Annotated in this window: 16 protein-coding genes and 2 tRNA genes; 14 read left to right on the top strand and 4 right to left on the bottom strand. The window is 61.4% G+C overall.

Features of this window, described 5'->3' with window-relative positions; translation table 11 throughout:
• Positions 1 to 57 precede the first annotated feature (57 nt).
• Positions 58 to 133 (top strand) — tRNA-Ala (locus RN346_RS11980).
• A 20-nt stretch (positions 134 to 153) separates the two neighbouring features.
• Positions 154 to 229: transfer RNA gene (locus RN346_RS11975), tRNA-Glu, on the top strand.
• 689 nt (positions 230 to 918) lie between these two features.
• Here the strand turns inward: RN346_RS11975 and gltA are convergent.
• Positions 919 to 2205 (bottom strand): citrate synthase, encoded by a 1287-nt coding sequence (gltA, locus tag RN346_RS11970; RefSeq protein WP_311961226.1) that lies wholly within the window; start codon positions 2203 to 2205, stop codon positions 919 to 921.
• A 492-nt stretch (positions 2206 to 2697) separates the two neighbouring features.
• Between gltA and sdhC the strand changes: the two genes are divergently transcribed.
• From sdhC to sucD, 9 genes are all read left to right on the top strand, one after another.
• Positions 2698 to 3075, top strand: coding sequence for a succinate dehydrogenase, cytochrome b556 subunit (sdhC, locus tag RN346_RS11965; protein ID WP_252106671.1), 378 nt, complete (start codon positions 2698 to 2700; stop codon positions 3073 to 3075).
• Positions 3069 to 3416 (top strand): succinate dehydrogenase, hydrophobic membrane anchor protein, encoded by a 348-nt coding sequence (gene sdhD / locus RN346_RS11960; RefSeq protein WP_252106672.1) that lies wholly within the window; start codon positions 3069 to 3071, stop codon positions 3414 to 3416. The genes sdhC and sdhD overlap by 7 nt, the downstream gene beginning before the upstream one ends.
• Positions 3417 to 3419: 3 nt before the next feature.
• A complete protein-coding gene (sdhA, locus tag RN346_RS11955; protein WP_263586598.1) occupies positions 3420 to 5192 on the top strand; it encodes a succinate dehydrogenase flavoprotein subunit in 1773 nt (590 codons plus the stop codon).
• 41 nt (positions 5193 to 5233) lie between these two features.
• A complete protein-coding gene (locus tag RN346_RS11950; RefSeq protein WP_252106674.1) occupies positions 5234 to 5944 on the top strand; it encodes a succinate dehydrogenase iron-sulfur subunit in 711 nt (236 codons plus the stop codon).
• A 329-nt stretch (positions 5945 to 6273) separates the two neighbouring features.
• On the top strand, positions 6274 to 9108 hold the full coding sequence (locus RN346_RS11945; protein WP_311958352.1) for a 2-oxoglutarate dehydrogenase E1 component: 2835 nt from the start codon (positions 6274 to 6276) through the stop codon (positions 9106 to 9108).
• A gap of 39 nt (positions 9109 to 9147) precedes the next feature.
• Positions 9148 to 10728: a 2-oxoglutarate dehydrogenase complex dihydrolipoyllysine-residue succinyltransferase gene (gene odhB, locus RN346_RS11940; RefSeq protein WP_311961225.1), complete on the top strand. Its 1581-nt coding sequence runs from the start codon at positions 9148 to 9150 to the stop codon at positions 10726 to 10728.
• 147 nt (positions 10729 to 10875) lie between these two features.
• The gene (gene lpdA, locus RN346_RS11935; protein ID WP_263586601.1) at positions 10876 to 12315 is read left to right on the top strand and encodes a dihydrolipoyl dehydrogenase; all 1440 of its coding nucleotides are present in this window, start codon (positions 10876 to 10878) and stop codon (positions 12313 to 12315) included.
• Positions 12316 to 12486: 171 nt separating this feature from the next.
• Complete coding sequence (sucC, locus tag RN346_RS11930) at positions 12487 to 13653, top strand: ADP-forming succinate--CoA ligase subunit beta (RefSeq protein ID WP_263586602.1); 1167 nt, start codon at positions 12487 to 12489, stop codon at positions 13651 to 13653.
• Positions 13653 to 14525, top strand: a complete 873-nt coding sequence (gene sucD, locus RN346_RS11925) for a succinate--CoA ligase subunit alpha (RefSeq protein WP_263586603.1) — start codon at positions 13653 to 13655, stop codon at positions 14523 to 14525. Before sucC ends, sucD begins: the two co-directional genes overlap by 1 nt.
• 89 nt (positions 14526 to 14614) lie before the next feature.
• Here sucD and RN346_RS11920 read toward each other — a convergent pair whose 3' ends face one another.
• Positions 14615 to 15619 carry a lysylphosphatidylglycerol synthase transmembrane domain-containing protein gene (locus RN346_RS11920; RefSeq protein ID WP_311961224.1) on the bottom strand — a complete coding sequence of 335 codons (1005 nt, stop codon included), beginning with the start codon at positions 15617 to 15619 and terminating at the stop codon, positions 14615 to 14617.
• On the bottom strand, positions 15591 to 16709 hold the full coding sequence (locus RN346_RS11915; protein ID WP_311961223.1) for a glycosyltransferase: 1119 nt from the start codon (positions 16707 to 16709) through the stop codon (positions 15591 to 15593). The genes RN346_RS11920 and RN346_RS11915 overlap by 29 nt, the downstream gene beginning before the upstream one ends.
• 208 nt (positions 16710 to 16917) lie before the next feature.
• On the opposite strand from RN346_RS11915, the gene RN346_RS11910 reads away from it, so the two are divergent.
• Positions 16918 to 17334 carry a CopG family transcriptional regulator gene (locus RN346_RS11910; protein WP_263586606.1) on the top strand — a complete coding sequence of 139 codons (417 nt, stop codon included), beginning with the start codon at positions 16918 to 16920 and terminating at the stop codon, positions 17332 to 17334.
• 33 nt (positions 17335 to 17367) lie between these two features.
• Positions 17368 to 18561, top strand: a complete 1194-nt coding sequence (locus RN346_RS11905; RefSeq protein WP_311961222.1) for a PHB depolymerase family esterase — start codon at positions 17368 to 17370, stop codon at positions 18559 to 18561.
• 76 nt (positions 18562 to 18637) lie between these two features.
• Here RN346_RS11905 and RN346_RS11900 read toward each other — a convergent pair whose 3' ends face one another.
• Complete coding sequence (locus tag RN346_RS11900) at positions 18638 to 20578, bottom strand: exoribonuclease II (protein ID WP_311961221.1); 1941 nt, start codon at positions 20576 to 20578, stop codon at positions 18638 to 18640.
• Between the two features lie 205 nt (positions 20579 to 20783).
• On the opposite strand from RN346_RS11900, the gene RN346_RS11895 reads away from it, so the two are divergent.
• On the top strand, positions 20784 to 21581 hold the full coding sequence (locus RN346_RS11895; protein ID WP_311961220.1) for an HAD family hydrolase: 798 nt from the start codon (positions 20784 to 20786) through the stop codon (positions 21579 to 21581).
• The last annotated feature ends 91 nt before the right edge of the window (positions 21582 to 21672 follow it).

The following is a 21672-nucleotide window of genomic DNA, read 5'->3' as shown; positions in this document are numbered from 1 at the left end:
TTCTGGTTGACGAAGGCGAGGCTAATCAGTACTATACGCATCGTCTTCACGACACGTGGGGCCTTAGCTCAGCTGGGAGAGCGCGACACTGGCAGTGTCGAGGTCAGCGGTTCGATCCCGCTAGGCTCCACCACCGCAAGTTTGTGATTACACGTCCCATTCGTCTAGTGGTCCAGGACACCGCCCTTTCACGGCGGTAACAGGGGTTCGAACCCCCTATGGGACGCCACAATCCTTCCTTCAGAAACACTCTTTTTAACTCCTCTTTATATCGCACCCTTAACATGGGTTAGCGAGAATTTCTGTCGTTTGAACCTCGCGATTCAAACCATTTTTTGCCTTTTTGGGCTTGACTTGTCCACTTGATCTGTTCCGTAGGGCGGGTTGTGCACAAGAGCTGTCCAACTGCCCAAAAAATCAGCGATTTAAGATTAGTTTAATAAAATCAGCAACTTACATTAGATCAAAAAGTAACCAATTTAAAGAAAAGCCACTGTTCATGGCGATTTCGGGACGTTTTATGATGGTTGTAAACAGGGTTATCCACAGATAGTGTGGAAAACGCGATTTCCTTGCCGTGTTGGAAAATTGTCAAGGCAAAAATGGTCGAAATCGTCGACTTTTTAGCGTTCGAAGAGGCGGCGCTGTGCATGGTTTTTACATGCGGTGGGTACTTGCCGTGCACGGGGTGTAAGGGGCTCTGAAAAGCTTCTTGTGGCGAAAGCGTGCTTGCTCACGGGGTAGCTATTGATTGGCTATATATAAGCAGGAGAGGGCGCTGCGGCGCTCATGGCGTGCCGGGCAAGGCGGGGGGCGCAATGTGCGTATTCGCCCTGACGCAAAGAGGCCGCCCTAAGGCGGCCTCTTGATGGTGCATGATTTGCTCATGCACTGTATTTGCTCATGCACTATGGCGCGTTACTTCTTGCTGGGGTAGTCGCGCTTGTCGTGGCCGGTGTAGAGCTGGCGCGGGCGACCGATCTTGTAGCTCTCGCTGAGCATTTCGTTCCAGTGCGAGATCCAGCCGATGGTACGTGATACGGCAAAGATCACGGTGAACATGTTGGTCGGAATGCCCATGGCCTTCAGGATGATGCCGGAATAGAAGTCGACGTTCGGGTAGAGCTTGCGCTCGATGAAGTATTCGTCTTCCAGCGCGATCTGCTCGAGGCGCTTGGCGATCTTGAGCTGCGGGTCGTCGGCCATACCGAGCTCGGCCAGCACTTCGTCGCAGCTCTCTTTCATCACCTTGGCGCGCGGGTCGAAGTTGCGGTAGACGCGGTGGCCAAAACCCATCAGCTTGAACGGGTCTTCCTTGTCTTTCGCCTTGTCGACGAAGCGCTGGATGTTCTCTTCCGAGTCATCACCGATCTCGTCGAGCATCGCCAGTACCGCCTCGTTGGCGCCGCCGTGGGCCGGACCCCAAAGCGCTGCGATGCCGGCACTGATGCAGGCGAACGGGTTGGCACCGGTCGAGCCTGCCAGGCGCACCGTGGAGGTGGAGGCGTTCTGCTCGTGGTCGGCGTGGAGCATGAAGATGCGGTCCATCGCCTTGGCGTAGACCGGGTTAATCTTGTACTCCTCGCACGGGTTGCTGAACATCATGTAGAGAAAGTTCTCTGCATAGCTCAGGTCGTTGCGCGGGTAGTTGAACGGCTGGCCAACATTGTACTTGTGCGACATCGCGGCAAGCGTGGGCATCTTCGCGATCAGGCGAATGGCGCTGATTTCACGATCTTCCTGCTGGGTGATGTCCATATGGTCATGGTAGAACGCGGCCAGACCGCCCACGACGCCACACAGAATCGACATTGGGTGCGCGTCGCGGCGGAAACCCTTGAAGAAGTTGTTGATCTGATCGTGAACCATGGTGTGGTTACGAATGCGGGTTTCGAAATCCGCGTACTGCTCTTCAGTCGGCAGTTCGCCGAACAGCAGGGTGTAGCAAACCTCTACGAAATTGGACTCTTTGGCTAGCTGGTCGATCGGGTAGCCGCGATGCAGCAGCATGCCCTTGCCGCCATCGATATAAGTGATCGCGGATTGGCAGGAAGAGGTGGACATGAAGCCAGGGTCGTAGGTAAACAGGCCTTCGCCACCCAGACCGCGGACGTCGACGACGTCGGGGCCCAGCGTGCCGGAATAAATGGGTAGCTCGATCGGGTCAAGACCGTCTACCGTCAAGGTCGCTTTCCTGTCAGCCATGAAGGCCTCCTTTCGAATTCGGTTTGGGACGTAAAGTCGTTGTTTCGCTTACCGCGCCGGCGAAAAGGCTCGCCTACTATAGAAGCGTGCGACTTTTTGTCAATTAGCCTTAATAGTCGCCGTAATTGTACAAAAGCTATTATCTCGTCGTGCTTTTGTCTAATTTCTGGGGGCGGGTGAAGAAATTATTCTTCAGACGTACTAGAATAAAGCGGTTAACAGGCTTATGAAGCTAGCGGTCTATCGAATACTATAGTCATGCTGCAACGCAAAATCGACTCTACCTGGCAGCAATTTTTTGCAGTTACAGTCGAGTTAGACCTGTGTTCGGTTTGTAAGCCGGGGCGAAGGTTCTTATAATCCACCGCGCGCGACCGACCTCTAATTAGTCGGATGCGACTTGGCAACGGCCGAGCCCCTTCCAGCAACCACTGCCCGCTCGGGGTTAGCCCGAACCTTCGCAGAGTGGGCCAAAAGAGTGTGTATAACGCCGTGAATAGCAAACGACCCGTAAACCTGGACCTTTCGACAATCCACTTTCCTCTGCCAGCGCTGACGTCGATCACACACCGTATTACGGGTGTCATCCTGTTCGTCGGCCTGATCTTTGCCTTCTGGGCACTGGGGGAATCCCTCTCTTCACCGGCCGGTTTCGATGCCGTGCGTGACGCGCTGGCCACCAACATTCTCGCCAAGTTCGTTGCCTGGGGCCTGCTGTCTGCGCTGGCCTTTCACTTCGTGGCGGGTATTAAGCACCTGCTGATGGATGCCGATATCGGTGTCACCCTGGAAGGTAGCGTTCAAAAAGCGCAGATCACCGTCGTCGTTAGCGCAGTCCTCATCATCTTGGCAGGAGTTTGGGTATGGTAACCAACATTACGAGTTTCGGTCGTAGCGGCCTCTCCGACTGGCTCATGCAGCGCGTATCCGCCGTGATTCTTGCGCTCTATACGCTGTTCATCGTGGGCTACCTGCTGTTCAACCCCGACCTTGACTATTACACCTGGAGCGGGCTTTTCAACCAGATCTGGATGCGGATCTTCTCGCTTTTGGCCTTCATCTCTATCGCCGCGCACGCCTGGATTGGCCTTTGGACAGTCACCACCGACTACCTCAAGTCCACTCGTCTGCGTGTCGGTGCCCAGGCGCTCATCATTCTGGCCATCTTCGTTTACCTGGTCTGGGGCATTCAAATTCTGTGGGGAGCTTAATCCATGTCTAACCTTCGTAGCCTGACGTTTGACGCCATCATCATCGGTGGCGGTGGCTCTGGCCTGCGCGCTGCTCTGGAACTTGCCAAGTCCGGCAAGAAGACAGCGGTTCTCTCTAAAGTGTTCCCGACCCGTTCGCACACCGTATCGGCTCAGGGCGGCATCACCTGCGCGATCGCCTCGTCCGACCCGGACGATGACTGGCGCTGGCACATGTACGACACCGTCAAGGGCGGTGACTACATCGCCGACCAGGACGCTGCCGAGTACATGTGTTCCGAAGGCCCGAAAGCGGTGTTCGAACTCGAGCACATGGGGCTTCCGTTCTCGCGTTTCGATAACGGCCGTATCTACCAGCGCCCCTTCGGCGGCCAGTCGAAGAACTTCGGTGAAGGCGGCCAGGCCGCGCGTACTTGCGCCGCCGCCGACCGTACCGGCCATGCGCTGTTGCACACGCTTTACCAGAACAACCTCAAGAACAACACCACGTTCTTGAACGAGTGGTACGCGGTGGATCTGGTCAAGAATGCCAGCGGTGACGTCGTGGGCTGTATCGCCATGTGCATCGAGACCGGTGAAGTGGTTCACGTCAAATCCAAGGCCACGGTGCTCGCCACCGGCGGCGCGGGTCGTATCTACGCCTCGACCACCAACGCCCTGATCAATACCGGTGACGGTATCGGCATGGCGCTGCGCGCCGGCTTCCCCATGCAGGACATGGAGATGTGGCAGTTCCACCCGACCGGTATCTACGGTGCCGGCACGCTGGTCACCGAAGGGTGCCGCGGCGAGGGTGGCTACCTGATCAACAAGGATGGCGAGCGCTTCATGGAGCGCTACGCGCCCAACGCCAAGGACCTGGCCGGCCGCGACGTCGTTGCTCGCTCCATGGTCATGGAGATCCTCGAAGGCCGCGGCTGTGGCGACAAGGGCGACCACGTCTTCCTGAAGCTCGATCACCTGGGTGAAGAGGTACTGGGCAAGCGTCTACCGGGGATCGTCGAGCTCTCCAAGACCTTCGCCCACGTCGACCCGGCCAAGGATCCGATCCCGGTCGTACCGACCTGCCACTACATGATGGGCGGTATCCCGACCAACGTTCACGGTCAGGCCATCATGCAAAACGAGTCCGGCGAAGATCAGATCATCAACGGTCTGTTTGCCTGTGGCGAAGCAGCTTGCGTATCGGTGCACGGCGCCAACCGCCTGGGCGGCAACTCGCTTCTGGATCTCGTGGTCTTCGGCCGCGCAGCGGGCATGTTCATCGAAGGCGCGCTCAACGAAGGTATCGAGTACCTGGACGCGTCCGAGTCCGACATCGAAACTGCGATGAAGCGCATCACCCGCTGGAACGAGTCCGAAGGTGGCGAAAGCATTCCCGAGCTCAAGGCCGAGCTTCAGGACATCATGCAGAACTCTTTCGGTGTGTTCCGTAAAGAGGACAACATGCAGGAAGGCGTACAGAAGCTGTCCGAGCTGCGTAAGCGTATTGCCAACGCGCACCTGCCGGACAAGTCCAACGCTTTCAACACGGCGCGTGTTGAAGCGCTCGAGCTCGATAACCTGATGGAAGTGGCTGAAGCAACGGCGATTGCTGCCCTCGAGCGTAAAGAGAGCCGTGGTGCGCACTCGCGCTACGATTATCCTGACCGTGATGATGTCAACTGGCTGAAACACTCGCTCTACTTCCCGCTCACTAAAGAGCTGAAGCAGCGCGACGTCAACTTCAAGCCGAAAACCGTTGATACGTTCGAGCCGAAGGTTCGTACCTACTAATCTTCGTACTGAGTCAGTCTGTGTACTGAGAGGGAGTCACAATGTCCAATCTTCAGGTATCGATATACCGTTACAACCCGGAAACCGACTCCGCACCCTATATGCAGGAGTTTCAGGTCGACACCAAGGGTCGCGACGTGATGGTGCTGGACGTTCTGCACATGATGAAAGAGCAGGACAGCGGCCTGGCGTTTCGCCGCAGCTGCCGCGAAGGCGTGTGCGGTTCCGACGGCATGAACATGAACGGCAAAAACGGATTGGCGTGCATCACGCCGCTGTCCGACGTGGTCAAAAACGGCAAGCTGACCCTGCGTCCGCTGCCGGGTCTGCCGGTCATCCGCGACATGGTCGTGGATATGGGTATCTTCTATAAGCAGTACGAGCGCATCCAGCCGTACCTGCAAAACGATACCCCGGCGCCGGCCATCGAGCGTTTGCAGTCGCCGGAAGACCGCGACAAGCTCGACGGTCTGTACGAGTGCATTCTGTGCGCGTGCTGCTCGACCTCGTGCCCGTCGTTCTGGTGGAATCCGGACAAGTTCGTCGGCCCGGCGGGGCTCTTGCAGTCCTACCGCTTCCTGGCGGATACGCGCGATAACGCCACCCGCGAGCGCCTGACCGACCTGGAAGATCCGTTCTCCGTGTTCCGCTGCCGCGGCATCATGAACTGCGTGGCGGTATGCCCCAAAGGGCTCAACCCGACCCGCGCGATCGGCAAGATTCGCGAAATGCTGCTGGCGGATGCCACGTAACTCGTTAATCTTTTGAAAAAAGACAAGTGAAGTGCAGGTTGTCGTACAAAGTTACTTAAATCCCGGCGCTTCGCTTGTTATCATAGAGTACGACATGTGGTGCGACGCTGCGTCGCAGTATCAAACAGCCACGTTTAAAAGCCGGTGCCCTTGTACCGGCTTTTGAGCATGAACTGCTAGCGAATTGCTGGATATTGAACCACGTGAAGGTTTCCGGCCTTTGGTCGGTGCCGCCGGTCTTTGAATCGCCCCGCCGGCAGGGCACAAGCGATGTCGCCGCATGGTGCAGCGATACCGATACCACCCCATCAGTGTAGGGTGACCGAGAGATGCAACAAGGCATAATGGAGTTGATGTGGCGTTCCTCTCACGTGAGTGGCGGCAATGTTCACTACGTGGAAGCGCTTTACGAGCAGTACCTCGACGATCCCGATTCTGTCCCCGACGAGTGGCGCCGCTATTTCAAAGAGCTGCGCGAGTCCGACGACAGTGCCTCCCAGGATGTTCCGCTTAGCCCCATTCGTGATCAGTTCTATCAGCTTGGCCGCGAAAGCCGGCCCGGTCAGGGCGTAGCCCAGGTCGACAGCGGTGAGAACAAAAAGCAGGTCAAGGTCCTGCAGTTGATCAACGCGTATCGCTTTCGCGGCCATCAAAAGGCGAATATCGACCCGCTTGGCCTGCGAAATCCTACCCCCATTCCGGATCTTGATCTGTCCTTTCATCAGCTTTCCAAAGCGGATCTCGATACCGAATTCCAGACCGGCTCCTTCTTTCTGGGCATCGACAAGGCCCCGCTGCGTGACATCGTCGACGCGCTCGAGCAGACCTACTGTCGCTCGATCGGCTGCGAGATCATGCACATCGTCGATACCGAAGAGAAGCGCTGGCTGCAGCGCCGTTTCGAATCGGTCAGAAGTGCGCCCACGTTTAGCGAAGACGTGCGCAAGCACGTGCTCGAGCGCCTGACCGCCGCGGAAGGCCTCGAAAACTACCTCGCTTCCAAGTACCCGGGCACCAAGCGCTTCGGTCTGGAAGGCGGTGAGACGTTCGTGCCGATGATGGACGAGCTGATTCAGCGCGCCGGCGGCTACGGCACCAAGGAAGTCGTGATCGGCATGGCCCACCGCGGCCGCTTGAACCTGCTGGTCAACATTCTGGGCAAGAACCCGGCGGATCTGATCGACGAGTTCGACGGCAAGAAAGTGATCGAGCGCGGCTCCGGCGACGTCAAGTACCACCAGGGCTTCAGCTCGAACGTCATGTCACCCGGCGGTGAAGTGCATCTGGCGATGTCCTTCAACCCGTCGCACCTCGAGATCGTCGCCCCCGTAGTCGAAGGCTCGGTGCGCGCTCGTCAGGACCGCCGTCAGGACACCGACGGCAGCAAGGTGCTGCCGATCAACGTACACGGCGACGCGGCCTTTGCCGGCCAGGGCGTGGTCATGGAGACATTCCAGATGTCCCAGACCCGTGCCTACAAGACCGGCGGTACGGTGCATATCGTCATCAACAACCAGGTCGGTTTCACCACCTCGAACCCGCTGGACGCCCGCTCGACGGAGTACTGCACCGACATCGCCAAGATGGTTCAGGCGCCGATCTTCCACGTCAACGGCGACGACCCGGACGCGGTGATCCACGCAGCCCAGGTGGCGCTGGATTACCGTCAGCAGTTCAAGAAGGACGTGGTGATCGATCTGGTCTGCTACCGCCGTCGTGGTCACAACGAGGCGGACGAGCCCTCCGGCACCCAGCCGATGATGTACGCCAAGATCAAGGACCACGCCTCTTCGCGTACGCTCTACGCCAAGCGGTTGGTCGAGCAAGGCGTGCTCTCGGAAGAGGACGCCAAGGCGATGATCGAAACCTACCGCGACGATCTGGTCGCCGGTAATCACGTCGCCAACGCCCTGGTTCAGGAGCCCAACAAGTCGCTGTTCGTCGACTGGGCGCCGTACCTTGGCCACGAGTGGTCCGGTGATGCCGATACCACCGTCGACATGAAGCGCCTGCAGCAGCTCGCCGCGAAGATGTGCGAAATCCCGGACGGGGTTGACGTGCAGCGCCAGGTCGCCAAGATCTATGAAGACCGGCGCAAGATGCAGGCCGGCGGCATGGGCGTGAACTGGGGCTTCGCCGAGACGCTGGCCTACGCCACGCTTTTGGATCAGCACCACCCGATCCGCATCACCGGTCAGGACGTGGGCCGCGGTACCTTCTCGCACCGCCACGCCGTGATCCACAACCAGAAGGACGGCACCACCTACGTCCCGCTGCAGAACATCGCCGATGGTCAGCCGCGCTTCACCATTCACGACTCCATCCTCTCGGAAGAGGCGGTGCTGGCGTTCGAATACGGCTACTCGACCACCGCGCCCAACGATCTGGTGATCTGGGAAGCGCAGTTCGGTGACTTCTTCAACGGTGCCCAGGTGGTGGTGGATCAGTTCATCTCCTCCGGCGAGACCAAGTGGGGACGGCTTTGCGGCTTGACCATGCTGCTGCCTCACGGCTACGAAGGTCAGGGCCCCGAGCACTCCTCGGCACGCCTGGAGCGTTTCCTGCAAATGTGCGCCGAGCACAACATGCAGGTGTGCGTGCCGACCACGCCGGCGCAGATTTTCCATCTGCTGCGCCGTCAGGTCATCCGCCCGCTGCGTAAACCGCTGATCGTGATGACGCCGAAGTCGCTTTTGCGCCACAAGGATGCGACCTCGAGTCTCGAGGATCTGGCTCAGGGCAAATTCCACATGGTGCTGCCCGACCAGGCCGAGCGCCCGGCGGAAGAAGTGACGCGGGTCATCATGTGTGCCGGCAAGGTCTACTACGATCTCGCCAACTGGCGCGCCGAGTACGAGCGTAACGACACGGCGATCATTCGCCTCGAGCAGCTTTATCCCTTCCCGAAGGAAGAGCTTCTCGAAGTGCTGGAGACGTACCCGAACCTCGAGGATATCGTCTGGTGTCAGGAAGAGCCGATGAACCAGGGCGCCTGGTACCCGAGCCAGCATCACATGCGCACCGTCGCCGACATGCTCAAAAACGGCCTCGGCCGCGAATTGAAATTTGCTGGACGTCCGGCCTCTGCGGCACCCGCGGCAGGTTACATGTCCGTTCATACTGAACAGCAGCGCCAGCTGGTGGAAGACGCTTTTAACCTATAAGCGGCCACCGGGTTTAGAGAACCTATTAAGGGAAATGACATGGCAACTGATATCAAAGCGCCAACCTTTCCGGAATCCGTTGCCGAGGGCACGGTCGCCGCTTGGCACAAGAAGCCGGGTGACAGCGTCGAGCGCGACGAGCTGATCGTCGAGATCGAAACCGACAAGGTCGTACTCGAAGTCGTGGCCCCGGAAGCAGGCACGTTGACCGACGTGATGGCCGAAGAGGGTGATACCGTCGAGTCCGAGCAGGTGCTGGGCAAGATCGGCGAAGCAAGCGGCGGCGGTGAAGAGAAAGCCGAAAAAGCCGAAAAAGACGACGGCGAGAAGCAGGAAAAAGACGGCGGCGACGAGAAGCAGGCCCCCAAGCAGGAAAAATCCGGCGGCGGCAAGCAGCACGACGTCAAGGCACCGAGCTTCCCGGAGTCGGTTCAGGAAGGCACCGTCGCTACCTGGCACAAGAAAGTCGGCGAAGCCGTGAAGCGCGATGAAGTGCTGGCGGACATCGAAACCGACAAGGTCGTGCTTGAAGTCGTCGCACCGGCGGACGGCGCGCTTGCCGAGATCAAGGCCGAAGAGGGCAGCCAGGTCGAGTCCGAAGCGGTACTGGCCATCTTCTCTGAAGGCGGCGGTAGCGAAGGCGGCGACAGCAAGTCAGACGACAGCGCCGGCAAGGCTTCTGAAAGCGAAAGCGACGAAGGCGCCGATGAGAAAGTCGGCGACAAGATCGTCGCCCCGGCGGCGCGCAAGATGATCGCCGAAAACGATCTCGACGTGGCGAAAATCGAAGGTACCGGCAAGGGTGGCCGCATCCTGAAGGAAGACGTGCAAAAAGCCGTGAAAGACGGCAGCGCCAAGAAGTCTTCGAAATCCTCCGCCCCGGCGAAGAAAGCCGCCGCACCGGCCGCTGCGGAAGGCGAACGCGCCGAGAAGCGCGTGCCGATGACGCGTCTGCGCAAGACCATCGCCAAGCGGCTGGTCGAAGCCCAGCAGACCGCTGCCATGCTCACCACCTACAACGAGGTGGACATGGGCGCGGTGATGAACCTGCGCGCGCAGTACAAGGACACCTTCCAGAAGGCGCACGACGTCAAGCTCGGCTTCATGGGCTTCTTCGTCAAGGCGGCGTCTGAAGCGCTCAAGCGCTTCCCGGACGTCAACGCCTCCATCGACGGTGACGAGATCGTCTACCATGGCTACCAGGACATCGGTGTGGCCGTATCCACCGACCGCGGTCTGGTCGTGCCGGTACTGCGCGACACCGACGCCATGAAGATCGCCGATGTCGAAAAAGGCATCGTCGACTTCGGCAAGCGTGCCCGTGACGGCAAGCTCGGCATCGACGAAATGCAGGGCGGTACCTTCACCATCACCAACGGCGGTATCTTCGGCTCGCTGCTCTCGACGCCGATCATCAACCCGCCGCAAACGGCCATCCTGGGCATGCACAAGATCCAGGAACGCCCGATGGCGGTCAACGGCAAGGTCGAAGTGCGCCCGATGATGTACCTGGCGCTCTCTTACGATCACCGCATGATCGACGGTAAGGACGCAGTCCAGTTCCTCGTCACCATCAAGGAACTGCTCGAAGACCCGGCGCGTCTGCTGCTCGACGTGTAACGTCTTTCGCCGCCGGGTCAAGGCCCGGCGGCGAATCTCGACATTCCGTTCAGGTGTTTCAAGTTATCGCACAAGGCCCCGACGTCGTGTTTCGATTGGCACAATCGAGCCGCACGCATTCAGGGTCACCAAGCGAAAGGAGCCAACATGGCTGACAAGTTTGATGTAATCGTTATCGGTGCCGGCCCCGGTGGCTACGTGGCCGCCATTCGCGCCGCGCAGCTGGGTCAGAAAGTTGCCTGTGTCGAGAAGTGGCAGGGCAAGGAAGGCAACGTGGTTCACGGCGGTACCTGCCTGAACGTGGGCTGCATTCCGTCCAAGGCGCTGCTGGAAGCCTCGCACAAGTACGTCGAAGCCAAGCACGACTTCGACGACCTGGGCATTCAGGCCGGCGACGTTTCCATGGACGTCACCAAAATGATGGCCCGCAAGGACAAGATCGTTAAGAACTTGACCGGCGGCATCTCTGGGCTGTTCAAGGCCAACGGCGTCACCGCGATCGACGGTACCGGTAAAGTCGTTGCCAACAACCAGGTCGAAGTCACCGACCTGGACGGCAACGCCACCACATACGAAGCCGACAACATCGTCATCGCCGCCGGCTCCGTGCCGGTCGAAATCCCGCCGACGCCGCTGACCGACGATCTGATCGTCGACTCTACCGGCGCGCTCGAATTCAAGGACGCGCCTAAGCGTCTGGGCGTGATCGGTGCCGGCGTCATCGGCCTGGAACTCGGTAGCGTCTGGAACCGTCTGGGTTCTGACGTCACCGTGCTCGAGGCGATGGACACTTTCCTGCCGATGGTCGACACGACCGTTGCCAAGGAAACCCAGAAACTGCTGAAAAAGCAGGGCCTGGACATCAAACTCGGCGCCCGCGTCACCGGTTCCGAAGTGAAGGACAACGAAGTCGTCGTCAAGTACACCGACGGTGACGGCGAGCAGGAAATCACCTTCGACAAGCTGATCGTCTGCGTTGGCCGTCGCCCCTACACCAAGGGCGTGATCAGTGATGATGTCAGCATCGAGCTCGACGAGCGCGGCTTCATCTTCGTCGACGACCAGTGCCGCACCAACGTGCCGGGCGTTTACGCCATCGGCGACTGCGTTCGCGGTCAGATGCTGGCGCACAAGGCCTCAGAAGAGGGCATCATGGTGGCGGACATCATCGCCGGCCATAAAGCCGAGATGAACTACGACGCCATTCCCTGTGTCATCTACACCGCCCCGGAAGTTGCCTGGGTCGGTTTGACCGAGCAGGACGCCAAGTCCAAGGGTATCGAAGTCAAGACCGGTACCTTCCCGTTTGCTGCCAGCGGCCGCGCCATGGCGAACAACGCCACCGAAGGTAGCGCCAAGGTGATCGCCGACGCCGAAACCGATCGCATCCTGGGCGTACACATCGTCGGTCAGCACGCCGGCGAGCTGATCGCACAGGCCGTGATCGCGATGGAGTTTGGCTCCAGCGCCGAAGATCTGGCGCTGACCTGCTATGCCCACCCCACCATGTCGGAAGCGGTACACGAAGCCGCGCTGGCCGTGGACGGGCACGCCATTCACATGGCGAACCGCAAAAAGCGCAAGTAAGTCCGTGACGGCGCTGGCTAACAACGCTGCGTAGTCAATAGATTGTGTAATAACCAGGCGTCACCCTGAGGTGGCGCAACGCCTCGGCCGGTTTTCGGATCGAGGCACGGGGATGGCCGGTGCCCGGCATCGGCCATCGTTCGAGTCACATGCAACCAATGGCATGAATCGATGAACCTTCACGAGTATCAGGGCAAACAGCTGTTTGCCGATTATGGCTTGCCGGTATCCAAGGGCTTTGCCGTGGACACGCCGGAAGAAGCGGTAGAAGCGTGCAAAAAAATCGGCGGTGAAATGTGGGTCGTCAAGGCTCAGGTTCACGCAGGCGGCCGCGGTAAAGCGGGCGGCGTCAAGCTGATCAAGGACCCGGCAGAAGCGAAAGCCTTCGCCGAGCAGTGGCTGGGCAAGAATCTCGTCACCTACCAGACCGACGAAAAAGGTCAGCCGGTTGCCAAGATTCTGGTCGAAAACTGCACCGACATCGCCGATGAGCTGTATCTGGGCGCGGTCGTCGATCGTACCAGCCGTCGCGTTGTCTTCATGGCGTCCACCGAAGGCGGTGTCGACATTGAAACCGTCGCCGAAGAGACACCAGAAAAGATTCTGAAAGCCGAGATCGATCCGCTGGTCGGCGCACAGCCCTACCAGGCGCGTGAGCTCGCTTTCCAACTGGGCCTGAAAGGCGACCAGATCAAGCAGTTCACCAAGATCTTCCTGGGGCTTTCCAAGCTGTTCCACGACAAGGATCTGGCGCTTCTGGAAATCAACCCGCTGGTCATTACCGATGAAGGTAACCTGCACTGCCTCGACGCCAAACTCGGCCTCGACAGCAATGCGCTGTACCGTCATCCGGACCTGCAGGAAATGCGTGACCCGAGCCAGGAAGACCAGCGTGAAGCGGATGCGGCCAAGTGGGAGCTTAACTACGTAGCGCTCGACGGCAACATCGGCTGCATGGTCAACGGCGCGGGCCTGGCGATGGGCACCATGGACATCGTCAACCTGTCTGGCGGCAAGCCGGCCAACTTCCTGGACGTAGGCGGCGGCGCGACCAAAGAGCGCGTAGCCGAGGCGTTCAAGATCATCCTGTCTGACGACAACGTCAAGGCCGTACTGGTCAACATCTTCGGCGGTATCGTGCGCTGCGACATGATCGCGGAAGGCATCATCGGTGCCGTCGAGCAGGTTGGTGTCAACGTACCGGTCGTCGTGCGTCTGGAAGGTAACAACGCCGAGCTGGGTGCCGAGAAGCTGGCCTCCAGCGGTTTGAACATCATCGCTGCCACCAGCCTGAGCGACGCCGCTCAGCAGGTCGTCAAAGCAGCGGAGGGCAAGTAATGAGTATCCTGATCGACAAGAACACCAAGGTCATCTGCCAGGGGTTCACCGGTGGCCAGGGCACGTTCCACTCCGAGCAGGCGATTGCCTATGGCACGCAGATGGTCGGCGGTGTCACGCCGGGCAAGGGCGGCCAAACGCATCTGGGCCTGCCGGTCTTCAACACCGTGAAAGAAGCGGTCAAGGAAACCGGCGCCGAAGCCAGCGTGATCTACGTACCCGCGGCGTTCTGCAAGGACTCCATCCTTGAAGCCGCCAATGCCGGTATCAAGCTGATCGTGTGCATCACCGAAGGTATTGCAACGCTTGACATGCTCGAAGCGAAAGTAAAATGCGACGAGCTCGGCGTTCGCCTGATCGGCCCGAACTGCCCCGGCGTCATCACCCCCGGTGAGACCAAGATCGGCATCATGCCCGGTCATATCCACCAGCCGGGCCGTGTGGGCATCGTCTCTCGCTCGGGCACGCTGACCTATGAAGCGGTCAAGCAGACCACTGATCACGGCTTCGGCCAGTCCACCTGTGTGGGCATCGGCGGCGACCCGATTCCGGGCTCCAACTTCATCGACATCCTCGAGATGTTCGAGAAGGACCCGAAAACCGAAGCGATCGTCATGATCGGCGAGATCGGCGGCACCGCGGAAGAAGAAGCGGCGGCCTACATCAAGGACAACGTCTCCAAGCCGGTCGTTGCCTACATCGCGGGCGTGACTGCGCCTCCCGGTAAGCGCATGGGCCACGCCGGTGCGATCATCTCCGGCGGTAAAGGCACGGCGGACGATAAGTTCGGCGCGCTCGAAGCGGCGGGTGTCAAAACCGTTCGCTCGCTGGCCGACATCGGCGATGCGCTGAAGGAAGCGACCGGCTGGTAAGTGTTGCCGCTCGGTTCACGCGTACGTCAAAAGGGCACCTTCGGGTGCCCTTTTTAGTCTCTGGCCGTTGGTTGTTTATTGCGCCTCGTTTACACCCGCTTGAGCCAGCGCGCGCCCAGCAGCAAAAATACCGGCGCTCCCACGCCGAGATACAGGTGATAGCTCACCAGCCGCCACACCAGCACCGCCGCCGCCGCCTGCTCTTGCGCCATCAAGGGCAGCAGCAGGGTGCCGACCCCCAGCTCCGCCGCGCCCGCACCACCGGGCAAAAAGCTTAGCTGACTGGCCGCCATCGCCAGCATCTGAATGAGAAACGTCCAGAGCCAGTCCGCCTGGCCACCCACGCCGATCACCGCGATGAACAAGAGGCTATAGCGCAGCATCCAGTGAAGCGCGGTGAGCAGCAAAATGGCGGCAAGCGTCGGTTTGGGCAGGCGCAATGTCATCGCCAGCGCCCGCCGGCCGCGCAGCAGCCGCCGCGCCAGCCAGCGCCGCCGTACAGCCTGCGGGCGCGCTTTAGGGCGCAGTCGCAAAAGCCTGGGTAAATACAGGATCACGAGCACGAAGAGCGTGATCAAAACGCCAAGGCCCAGCAGGGCGGCCTCGATCAGCCCCTGATGAGGCCAGCGCGTCTCGCCGATCAGCGAGGCCGCGACCGCCAAGCCCAGCATGCTCAGAAAAAAGAGCGAGTCGCAGCCCTGGTCGATGAGAAACACCGCGGTGCCTTTGGCCGGCGGCACGCCACGCCTGGAAAGCAGCGCCAGCAGTGTGACCGGGCCGCCGCTGCCGCCGGGCGTGGCGCACAGCGCGAACTTGGCCGCAAGCTCGATACCCAGCGCGCTGCGCTGATTCAGCGTGCCGATTCCCAGCATCAGGCGTAGCCGAAGGGCGTTGATGTTCCAGCACACCGCGGCAATGACGACCATCAGCCCCAGCAGGCTCGTTGGAAACGCCCGGGCGTATAAAAGCGCTTCGCGCCCGCCGGCCAGCAAAACCAGCACCAGGGGCGCGACAACGGCCGCCAGCAGCAAAACCACCGGCAGCGCGTGCAGGCGCCGGGTAGGCTTAGCGGCTGAGAGCGCGGGGATGGACATGGCTTTGCTCGCCGGCCAGCGTTTTGTAGTGGCCAAGCAGGTCAACGATAACGCTTTCCCAGCCAAACCGGCGCTCGACGAAGTGGCGGGCATAGCGGCCGCTGGCGGCGATGTCGTTATCGAACAGTGCCCGGCAGGCATCGGCCATGGCGGCGGGGTCGAGCGGCGGGCATAACACGCCGGCGCCCAACGGCACGTTCTCGATCAGCGCCCCGGCGCGCGCGCCCACCACCGGCAGGCCGCTGGCCATCGCTTCCTGGGCGATCAGCCCAAACGTCTCGCGGGTGCCGGCGTGCAGCAGCGCGTCGCTGGCGGCCAGCGCCGCCGCGACCTCGAAAGCGCCGCAGCAGCGGCTCACGCTGGTCACGTTGGCGGGCACGCGCGTCGGCATCCCCGGGCCCATCAGCAGAAGATGATACTCCTCGCCCAGGTGCTTCATGGTCGAGAGCAGCACGTCGATGTTTTTCTCCCGTGAAAAGCGCCCGACGAAAATCAGCAGCCGCTTGTGCTCGGCAATCCCGTAGCGCGTTCGCAAGGCAGGGTCGGCATGGCGCGGATGAAAGCGCTCGAGGTCCACGCCCAGCGACTGAACGCGCACGTCATTGACGCCCCAGTCCAGAAGACGATCCGCCATGGCCTGACAGGGCGCGAGCACGCTGTCGAAACGGTTATAGAGATCGGCCACGTAGCGAATCAGGCGGCGCTGTACGCGGTGGCCGAAGCGGTCGCCCATCAGCCGGGGCAGATCAGAGTGGTAGAAGCCCACCACCGGAACGCCAAGGCGCTGGCCGGCCTCGAGCGCGGCCCAGGCGGTCACGTAGGGGTCGCCGGCTTCGATGACGTTCGGTGCAAGGTTCACGAGCGCTTCGCGCCAGGGCCCGCGGCGCAGCGGAAAGCGGTAGCCCTGGCCCAACGGCAGGTTGAGCGCGGGCAGCGTATGGCGATCGTTCAGGCTGTCGCGCTCGGCGCCGGGCACCAGCAGGCTGGTGCGAACGCCGTTCGCTTGCAGCACGCGGTGCTTGGCCTGCAGGTAGGTACGCACGCCGCCGCTAGCCGGGGCGTGAAACATGGTGATGTCGGCAATATGCAAGGTCGTCTCCGCCGGCCGTAGTGATCGCTTAGCCTAGCGAGAAAACAAGTCAGTTATGCGACAGCGGCATCGCTTGCCGCATCGAGCACGTTTCATTACCGCCTTTACATCGAAAGATCTTGCTTATTGCTCAAGCGAGTCTAATATAACATCCATATGGATGGTATGTAGATTCCATAGGCCATCTTTAATGTAGAAAGGAGTTTTCATGAGCGTTCACGAGCTGCGCCGCAAGACCGGCGACACCAGCGAAAAAATCACCATCAACCTGGGCGTGGTCGATTTGGGGCAGATCGATCTGCTGGTTCAGGAAGGCTTCTACGCCAACCGCACCGACCTGATCCGCACGGCGATCCGTAACCAGCTGGCGAGCCACGCCGAGGTGGTCAAGCAAACCGTGTCGCGTAAGGCCTTCGTGCTGGGGCTTACGCACTACAGCCGGGCGGATCTGGAAGCGCTGCAGGCGGCGGGTGAAACCCTGCAGATCCAGGTACTCGGCATGGCGACGATCGCCGACGATGTCACCCCGGAGCTCGCCGCCGCGACGATCGACTCCGTCGTGGTGCTCGGCGCCCTGCATGCCAGCAAAGCGGTCAAGGCGGCGCTGTCAGGCCGCATCCACTGACGTATTCATTGATGTGTCCATGAGGTATCGATCATGATCGACGTAACCCGTACCCAGCGAATGCAAGAAGCGACGCGGCTTACCCGCGCCGGAAAGCTCACTGAGGCGATGCGGGTGCTGCAAGGGGGCGCGCCTGGCGCAGATGACCCCGAGCCCGCGTCGACCGAAACCGGTAACGTGTTTGATAGCACCTGCGAGGTGAAGGCGCGCATCTTCGAGCCGTTCGAAGCACCGCGCCAGCCCCACGCGTTTGATTGGCGCCAGCAGTGGGCCGGTATGAAAGGCGGCGCGACGAGTGCTGACGCTGCGCCCGAGCGCCTGGCGCCGGCCACTCCCGGCGCCTTCACCGCCGGGCGCTTTGCCAACCGTATCGGCGCACGCGACTACAAGCTCTACACGCCGAGCGGCTATCGGGGACAGCCGCTGGCGCTGGTGGTCATGCTGCACGGCTGCACCCAAAACCCGGACGATTTCGCCGCCGGCACCGCCATGAACCGGCTGGCCGAAGAGCAGACGTTTTGCGTGCTCTACCCGGCCCAGCCGGCAAGCGCCAATACCTCGAAGTGCTGGAACTGGTTCAAGGCCCAGGACCAGGCGCGCGACGGCGGCGAGCCCGAGCTTCTGGCGGGCATGACGCGCCAGGTTTTGGACGCCTATCATCTCGATGCCTCGCGGGTGTTCGTGGCCGGGCTGTCCGCAGGCGCGGCCATGGCGACTACCCTGGCCATGACGTATCCGGAGCTTTACGCTGCCGTTGGCGTGCACTCGGGGCTGCCCCACGGCGTTGCCAAAAGCCTTCCGGACGCGCTGGCCGCAATGCAGGGCGGGCAGGGCGCCACCGCCGTCACGAAGGGGCAGGAGTGCCGCGTGCCGGCCATCGTTTTCCACGGCGACCGCGACACCACCGTGCATCCAAAAAACGCCGAGCGCGTGGCGGCGCAGTACGCCGCTAGCCGACTCGGCGCCACCACCGAGCAGGGGGCGTCCGGCGCCGGCCAGCGCTATACGCGCCGGGTACATCGCGACGGTCAAGGGGTTGCCAGGCTGGAGCAGTGGACGCTGCACGGCGCCGGCCACGCCTGGGCCGGGGGCAGCGCGTCGGGAAGCTATACCGACCCCAGGGGAGTAGAGGCGAGCCGCGAAATGCTGCGCTTTTTCTTTGCCCAGCCTCATTACGCTCAAAACGATCGAGCGGCGTCGAAGCCGTCTCGCCACGCGACGACCTGACCCGCCGCGGCGAGTTTCAGGACATAAAAAAACGGCGGCGCCTCAAGGCGCCGCCGTTTTCGCGTTTCAACACCGTTTAGGCGGCAGGCTTGGCCACCAGCGAGCGGGTTTCTTCACGCGCCTCGACGAGCTGTACGCGCAGGGCGTCGCCGAGCTTGTAGCGCTCCTCGCTTTCGATCTGGATGCGGCCTTCCTTGTCGTCGATCACGACCTTGTCGCGGTCAGCGTGCATCAAGGGCGCGGGCACGAAGGCGGTAGCGCCGTTGGCCAGCAGGCGCACGCGCATGCCGCCGCGGTTGATCGCCATGATCTCGGCCTCAAAAACGTCCTGGTTCTGGGCCGCCGACGTCAAAAAGCGCACGTAGAGCCAGTCTTTCACGTCACGCTCGGCCATGCGATTCAGCCGGCGGCGCTCGGTGAGCTGCTCGGTCAGTGCCTGGCTCGCTTCGGCCGGGGCCTGCTCGCCTTTCAACACGCGCTTGATCAAGCGGTGGTTGACCATGTCGCCGTACTTACGAATCGGCGAGGTCCAGGTAGCGTAGGCGGCCAGCCCCAAACCGAAGTGCGGGCCCGGCTGGGCGGACATGCTGGTGAAACCCTGGAAACGGCGCAGGCGGGCGTCGAGCCAAGCGTCGTCGCGGGATTCGAGCGCGCGCTTGAGCTCCTTGTAGTGGTCGAGCTCGGTGAGCGCCTCGAGGGCCACTTCGATCTCCTGACCGGCGAGAAACTCCTGGGCGGCTTCGGCTTTTTCCGGTTCGAACGCGCGGTGCACGTTGAAGATGCCGTGGCCGATGTTAGCGGCCAGATAATCCGCGCAGCAGGCGTTGGCGGCGATCATCGACTCTTCGATCATGCGGTTGGCAATGCGGCGCTCTTCGGTGTTGATCGCCAACACGTTGCCCGCTTCATCGAGCTCGAACACGTAGTCCGGGCGATCCTTGAACACCAGCGCGTGCTCGTTGCGCCAGGCGGTGCGCGCCTCGGTCAGCGCCTGGAGCGCCTTGAGCTGCTCGCCGATGTCATCCGCCGGGGCCCAGTCGCCTTCACCGTCGATCCAATCGGAAACGCGGTCATAAGCAAGCTTGGCGTGGGACTGCACGTTGGCGGCGAAGAAGCGGTAGTCGCCCAGGCTTCCGTCGGCGTTGACGGTCAGCGTGCAGGCCAGCGCCGGGCGGGTCTTGCCCTCCCACAGCGAGCAGAGGTCGTCGGCCAACTGCTCGGGCAGCATGGTCACGTTCTGGCCCGGCAGGTAGACGGTGAAGGCGCGCACCCGCGCTTCCAGATCTGCGGCGTGCTCTTCGTCCACATAAGCGGTCGGGTCGGCGATGGCGACCGAGAGATCCCAGCCGCCGTCGTCGCGGGTGGTGATGCGCAGCGCATCGTCCATGTCTTTGGTCTTTTCACCGTCGATGGTGAAGAAGGGCTCCGCGGTCAGGTCTTCACGCTCAAGGCCTTCCTCGCGCAGCGGCCAGTCGCTGCCGGCCTCCGGGCTTGCCTGCTCGAGCGCGTGGCGAGCCAGGGTCACCCGCCAGGGCACCGCCGGGTTGTCCGCCTTGGCCACCAGCTCGTCGATCTGGGCAAAGAAGCCGCGATCGTCCGCCTTTAACGGATGGCGAACGAGGCGCGCCACGACCCAGTCGCCGTCACCGATGCTCGATTCGTCCAGGCTGCGCTTGATGCGCGACTTGATGACGTTGCGAATCGACGGGTGATCCGGCACCACGGCCAGGCGGTCCTCGCGCTTTTGCACGCGAGCGACGAAACGGTCGAGGCCGGCTTCGATCAGCTTCTCCGGATCGACGGACTTCTTGTCGCCGTTTTCGTGAATCACTGCCTCGACCCGGTCGCCGTGAATCACCTTTTTCATGGCGGGGGGCGGCACGAAATAGGAGTCGCCGGCATCGGTTTCGAGAAAGCCGAAGCCTTTCTCGGTGCCCTTGATCACGCCTTCGGCGCGCGGCGTGGTGTCACGAATCTGTTGCTTGAGCTGAGCCAGCACGGAATTATTTTGCAGCATGAGTTCAATCAGTTGGCGAGAGTAGGCTGCCACTATACGGATTCCCGCCCACCGCGCCAATTGCTCGGCGAGTCGATATCGCCTCCGGCTCGCAAGGTCAATGACTTACCTGCGGCTCTGATAATCGGTTAAGCTTGCCAGCCGTTTGAAGCGCGTGAAAAACCTGACCAAGCCCCTCGTTAACGCCCTCGACCAAGGAGCCACCATGACCCCCCGGCTGATTGTTTCCGACCTGGATGGAACGCTTTTGGGAAGTGATCACGTGCTGCACGAAAGCACCATCGAGGTGCTGCGCGCGCTCACCGAGCAGGGCCACCAGCTCACGCTCGCCTCCGGGCGCCACTACCGCGACATGAAGGTGTTTCGCGACGAGCTGGGCGTACCGATGCATCTGATCAGCAGCAACGGCGCCTACACCCACGCCCCGGACGACACCCTGCTCGCGGCCCACCACGTCGACCCGGAAAAGGCGCGGGCGCTGATCGAACTCGAGCGCCCGGCCAACGTGCGCTTGAGCCTTTATCTGGACGACGCCTGGTATATCGATTCCGAGTCGCCGGGGCATTTGGCGATGCACGCCGCGACCGGCTTCGTCTATCAGGTGGTTCCGGCAAGCGAGATGCCGGTCAACGGCATCGGCAAGGTGCTGTACGGCGGCGACCCATTGGAGCTCGCTCGCATCGAGGCAAGCGTTCGCCAGATCGGCGGGGATGACTTGCACGTCACCTACTCGACGCCGAATTCGCTCGAGATCATGGCCGGTGGGGTGAACAAGGGCGTGGCGCTTGCCGCACTGCTCGAGCGCCTGAACCTGCGCGCCGATGAGTGCCTCGCCTTTGGTGACAATCTGAACGACGTGGAGATGCTCGCGTTCGCCGGCGAGGCGCATTACATGGCCAACGCCCACCCGGAGATGGCCGGGCGGCTGGGGCGCGGGCGCCAGATCGGCCACCACCACGAGGCGGGGGTGGCCGAGCTTCTGCGCGAGCGTTTCGGGCTTTAAGGCAGGGCAGGGCGTCTACCACCTTGGTCGATAGGCGCTTGTAGCGGGCCGGGCTCTCCACCATTATCGTGGCCCAACGATAATGAGCCGG

This window comes from Halomonas sp. PAMB 3232 (assembly GCF_031954225.1).
GTDB lineage: Bacteria > Pseudomonadota > Gammaproteobacteria > Pseudomonadales > Halomonadaceae > Vreelandella.
This window is presented reverse-complemented; position numbering and strand designations above follow the sequence as displayed.